General features: G+C 73.9%; 4 protein-coding genes. 1 reads left to right on the top strand and 3 read right to left on the bottom strand.

Features of this window, described 5'->3' with window-relative positions; all coding sequences use genetic code 11:
• Nucleotides 1-1055: MFS transporter (locus ADY59_RS46390; RefSeq protein ID WP_197094188.1), on the bottom strand; the 1055-nt coding region annotated here is incomplete at its 3' end.
• 184 nt (nucleotides 1056-1239) lie between these two features.
• Between ADY59_RS46390 and ADY59_RS46385 the strand changes: the two genes are divergently transcribed.
• Complete coding sequence (locus ADY59_RS46385) at nucleotides 1240-2406, top strand: acyl-CoA dehydrogenase family protein (protein WP_049577481.1); 1167 nt, start codon at nucleotides 1240-1242, stop codon at nucleotides 2404-2406.
• Between the two features lie 3 nt (nucleotides 2407-2409).
• Here the strand turns inward: ADY59_RS46385 and ADY59_RS46380 are convergent, their stop codons facing one another.
• The gene (locus tag ADY59_RS46380) at nucleotides 2410-2952 is read right to left on the bottom strand and encodes a mycothiol transferase (RefSeq protein ID WP_049577478.1); all 543 of its coding nucleotides are present in this window, start codon (nucleotides 2950-2952) and stop codon (nucleotides 2410-2412) included.
• Between the two features lie 38 nt (nucleotides 2953-2990).
• A partial coding sequence (locus ADY59_RS46375) for a polysaccharide lyase family 8 super-sandwich domain-containing protein (protein WP_049577476.1) occupies nucleotides 2991-5427 on the bottom strand: 2437 nt, incomplete at its 5' end.

Here is a 5427-nt window from a genome sequence, read left to right as displayed (position 1 = left end):
CCCACCGCCTGGTGCAGCATCCCCAGCCCCGCCAGCAGCACGAGCGCGCCCGTCCGCTTCCCGGCCCGCCCGGCGCGCCCGGCCCGCAGCGAGGCCATGAAGAACCCGGCGTTGAGCGCCGTCCCCACGGTGCCCGCCGCCAGCGGGCTCAGCCCGAGCCCGTCCTGCAGATGGAGCGCGAGCACGAACGACAACCCCGCCGACGCCCCGAACAGCGACGCGACCGCCACCAGCCCCGTGCCGAAGCCCCGCTCCCTGAACACGCCCAGCTCCAGCAGCGGCTCCCGGCCCGCCGCCGAGAGCCCGCGCTGCCGTCGCACGAACGCCGCCAGCAGAGCCGCCGAACCGCCCAGCGACGCCCACGCCCACACCGGCCATCCCTGCTCCCGCCCCTGGACCAGGGGCAGCACCACGGCGACCAGCCCGCCGGCCACCAGCCCCGCCCCCGCCAGGTCCAGCCGCCCGCCACGCGGCCGCGGCCGTCCGAGGGCCGGGACCAGGCGCGGCACCAGAGCCAGGGCCGCGAGCCCGGCGGGCACGTTGATCAGGAAGCAGGCCCGCCAGCCCAGCCCGAACGGGTCCGCGGCGACCAGCAGCCCGCCGATCGCCTGCCCGCTCACCCCCGCCAGCCCGACCGCCGTGCCGTACCAGCCGAAGGCCCTCGCCCGGTCCGTACCCTCGAACAGCGCTCCCAGCAGCGCCAGCACCTGGGGCGCGAGCAGCGCCGCCGCCACGCCCTGCGCCACCCTGGCCGCCACCAGCGCCCACGCCGACGGAGCCGCGCCGCAGAGGGCCGACGCCAGCGTGAACAGCGCCAGCCCGATCGCGAACACCCGGCGCGCCCCGTACAGATCCCCCAGCCGCCCCGACACGATCAGCCCCGCCGCGTACGCCAGCCCGTAGCCCGCGATCACGAACTGCCCGGCGCCCGTCCCCGCCCCCAGGTCGGCGCGGATCGACGGGAGGGCGACGTTGGCCACGAAGAAGTCGAGCGTGGTCATGAACACGGCGACCAGCACGACGGGCAGCGCCCACCAGCGGGCGGGGACGGACACGGGCATCTCCTGACAGCAGTGATGGTTACGGACGCGGTGAGAGAACACCGCGCCCCCGCGATCGGTTGCCTCACCTTCGACCAGCCCGCTTAGGAATCCCTTCGGATCGGCTACTGGACAAGGCGGGTGTTACGTGATCTGACGGAAGGAGAGCGCCGACGATCACGAACAGGAGCCCCTGGACATGAGCGATACGCCGCGACTGCACACCGCCGGCACCGCCGTACTGGACCGGGCGCGCGAGCTGCGCCCGCTGATCGAGCGTGACGCCGCCGCGGCCGAGGCGCAGGGCAAGCTCACCGAGCCCGTCGTGGACGCCCTGCACGAGGCCGGACTTTTCGGGATCTGGGTGCCCGTGCCGCTCGGCGGGGCCGAACTGTCCCCCAGGGAGCTGCTCGCCGTCTTCGAGGAGCTCTCGTACGCCGACCCGTCGACGGGCTGGGTCGTCATGGCCACCACGCTGGAGAACGGCACCGCCGGCGCCTACCTGGGGGACGAGGCCGTCGAGCGGATCTTCAAGGGGCCGAGGATGCCGGTCTTCGCCGGGCAGGGCACCCGGCCGGGCACCGCCGTGCGCGAGGACGGCGGGTTCCGGCTGAGCGGGCAGTGGAGCTTCGCCTCGGGCATGCCGCACGCCCAGTACGTGCACAGCCTGGGCGCCGTCGAGGGCACCGGCGAGGTCCGCATCTTCATCACCCCGGTCGAGGACGCCAAGCCGCTCGGCAACTGGGACGTCCTGGGGCTGCGCGCGACGGGCAGCATCGACTACGCCATCGACGGCGCCTTCGTACCGGAGTCGCAGACGCACCTCTTCACCCAGAACGAGCCGTTGCGCGGCGGCGCCCTCTACCGGCTGGGCCTGCTCGACCAGGCGCTGATCTGCCATTCCGGCTGGGCGCTCGGGGTCGGCCGGCGACTGCTGGACGAGCTGGTCCGCTACGCCGGGGCGCGGGCCGGGCGGCCCGGCCAGCTCGCGGGCAGCGACGCCTTCCACACCGACTTCGCCAGGGCCGAGGCGGCCTTTCGCGCGGCGAAGGCGCTGGTGCACGAGACGTGGGACGACACCGAGCGCACGCTGGAGTCGGGCCGGACGCTCGACGTGCGCCAGGAGACGATGGTGCGGCTCGCGCTCAACCACGTCACCTCGACGGTCGCCGAGGTGGCCCGGTTCGTCTACGCGTCGGGCGGCACCTCGGCGCTGCGCGACGGGCTGATCCAGCGGCTGTTCAGGGACGTCCACGCCGGCACCGCGCACATCACCTCGGGCCCGCAGGTGCTGCGGGAGTGCGGGCGCGAGCTGGCCGGACTGGCGCCTGACGAGTCGTGGGTGATCTTCGCCCTGGAGCGCTGACGGTCAGCTGGTCGGGCGCCAGCCCTCCGGCGGGTCTTCGCCCACCCGGCCGTCGACGGCCTCGCGCAGCAGGTCGGCGTGGCCGGTGTGGCGGCCGTACTCCTCGATGAGGTCGCAGACGAGGCGGCGGAGGCTGGCGTGCCGGCCGTCGGGGGTGGAGACGTGGGCGAGCTGGTCGAGGCCGCCGTCGGCCAGGGCGGCCGCCAGCCGGGCGCGTGACCGCTGGACGGCGGTGTCCCACCCGGCGTAGAGCTCGCCGGGGGTGTCGCCGCCGGCGGAGGTGAACGGCCACTCGGGGCCGTCCCACTCGCCGGTGTCGAACGGCTCGCCGCGCAGCTTGGCGGTGAAGGTGTGGTCCTCGACGACGGCGAGGTGTTTGAGCAGGCCGCCGAGGGTCAGCGAGGACGCGCCGACCCGGGCTCGAAGGCCGTCGGCGTCGAGGCCGTCGGCCTTCCAGCGGAAAGTGGCGCGCAGCCGGTCGAGCGCGCCGGTGAGATGCTCGATCTCGGTGCCGGCGAGAGGTGGCTCCCAAGGGGCGTCGGTCATGCCGCCCACCGTAGCGACCGCCCCGGACATTCCCGGGGTCAGCGCAGCGTCACGGTGAACGTGCGGCCGTGGGCGTGGCGGGTGGCGGCCCGGACGAGGGTGCCGCCCGGGACGCGGCGCACCGTGACGCCCTCGTCGGCCGTGACCGGCCTGAGCGACTTGCCGTGGATGACGACGGAGACGCTGTCGCGTTTCATCGTCGGGTCCGACAGGGCGACCACCGTACGCCGGCCGTACTGGACGATCACCGAGGCGGGGCCGTCGACGACCAGGCGTTCGGCGTGGCGGGGGCCGTCGGTGAAGACGTTGGCCGCGACGATGCCGAGCGCCCGGTGCTTGATCGCCTGCACGTGCCGGTCGTTGGCCAGCACGGCCGGCGGGGCGTAATCGCGCAGCCGGGCCTCGGTCGCGTTCGGGACCAGGGCGTAGGCCAGGGCGGGGACGTCGCCGCCGGCCGGGTGGGTGATCGAGGCGGTGAACACGTTCTTGGTCACGGCCGTGTCGGGGTTCGACGCGCGGACGACCCTGCGGCTGCGCGTCACCGTCTCCAGCCCGGCCTCGACCGGCTGCCTGGTGAGGAAGGCGTACCCGACCGCGGTGCCGCGGGTGCCGTTGGCGTAACGCAGCCAGCGCGGCGGCGCGGTGCCGCCGGCCTGCCAGGCGCCGCCGTCCCAGCCCTCGCCGGTGAGCGCTACCGCGTCGCCCGGGGCGGCGATGCGGCTGTCGACGGTGGTCACCGCGTCGCGGCCGCCCTGCCCCGAGACGCCGGCCGCGAGCACCACGATCTCGTCGTCCAGCATGAACCACGACTTGGTCGCCCGCGCGTTCTGATAGGCGGCGAAGTCGCCGGGCAGCACGCCCTCCTGCTTGGCGGTGTAGGCCACGTCGTCGGACTGCACCAGCCCCGCCGCGCCGTACGCGCCGAGCGTGGCGCCTCCGGAGAACGCGTTCCCGGCGCGCGGGAAGTACACGTAGGCGTTCTGCGACTCCGAGGACGAGGTGAAGTTGAGCGGGTGCCCCGGGTTCTCGTACCAGAACCGCCCGTACAACTCGGGCACCGTCCGCCGCTCCTCGACCGGCGCGGTGATCCCGGCCAGCCGGTACGGGGAGACGGTCGTGTAGTAGTCGACGCCGAAGACCTCGCGCTGGTCCTCGCCCGCGAGGTAGAGGTAGTAGGCGCCGTCGCCCTGGAACCAGGGCATGAGGTTCTCGCCGTTCATGTACTCGTACTTGCTGATCCGCTCGGAGCTGCGGGCCAGCGCGAAGGCGTAGCCGGGGCGGCGGTGCACGGTCCGGTCCATGGCGTTGAACGCCACCGAGCGCTCGGAGGCGTTCAGGTCGGCGGCCGGGATGGCGGAGTCGGCGCGGATGTCGGCGTAACGGGCGAGGCTGACCGGGGAGACGAACGCGGCGGTGTCGACGGCCGGCAGATACCGGACGTACTTCTTCAGCGCCAGCGCCTCGGCGCCCTCGACGTGACCGGCCAGGTCGGCGATGGCCTCCACGATCACGCCGACGTCGGCGTAGCCGGTGGTGGTGCGCGAGACCGCCCGCCCCTTGACGATCTCCATCATCCACCCCTCGAAGATCAGCGGGGCGAAGCCGTCGGCGATCCACCGGTACACCACGCCCGCCAGGCCGGAGCCGCCGTCGCCGGTCGCGCCCTCCAGCATCTTGAGGGTCTGCACGACGCGGGTGAGCAGGATGCGGCCGTAGGAGCCGGTGTACGCGACCGAATGGTGCTGGATGAAGGAGCCGTCGCGGTAGTAGCCGTCGGTGACGCCGTGCCGGAGGTCGTAGGGGTCGATCGTGGCGAAGACGGTGGCCTGGTCGGAGATGGCCTTGCCGACGCGGGCGTCGTCGCCGGTGAGCGCGCCCTGCAGGATGCGGTTGGCGGTGATGTCGGCCAGGTTCGCGCCGGTGTGGAAGCGCGAGTCGAGGTCGACGTCGCCGTTCCGGCCGTTGCGCAGGTAGGCGTCCATGGTGGCGATGTAGGTCGCCGTCAGGTCGCCGCGCAGCTCGCCCGGCAGCAGCACCAGCGTCCGGCTCACATGGGTGGGGATGCCGATCTCCCAGCTGTGCCAGTTGCCGTAGTAGCCGGCCGACTGGTCGCCGAAGTGGCGTTCGTGCAGCCACCGCAGGCCGTCGGCGACGCGGCGCTGGGCGGCGGCGTCCCCGTCGAGCTCGGCGCCCGGCGTGCGGGTGGCGAGCGCGATCTCGTACAGGAACTGGAAGGCCTGGCGCAGGTTGGCGTCGTTGGTGCCGAGGGGCAGGCCGGCGAACAGCTCGCCGTCGCCCGCCTGGTCCATGGCGGTCAGCCGCTGCGCGGCGGTCCGGACGATCGCCGCGAGCTTGCCGGCGACCTCGGGGCGGGCGTTGACGTCGGGCGTCCCGGCGAAGATCGACACGGTGTTGGCCAGCAACCGCGCGTGATCCACTCCCACGGAGGCGGCGGAGGCGGAGGGGGGGGCGGCG

The sequence above is a fragment of the Nonomuraea sp. SBT364 genome, from assembly GCF_001083785.1.
Classification (GTDB): domain Bacteria; phylum Actinomycetota; class Actinomycetes; order Streptosporangiales; family Streptosporangiaceae; genus Nonomuraea.
Note: the sequence above shows the minus strand (reverse complement) of the source record. Positions and strands in the feature narration are given on the sequence as shown.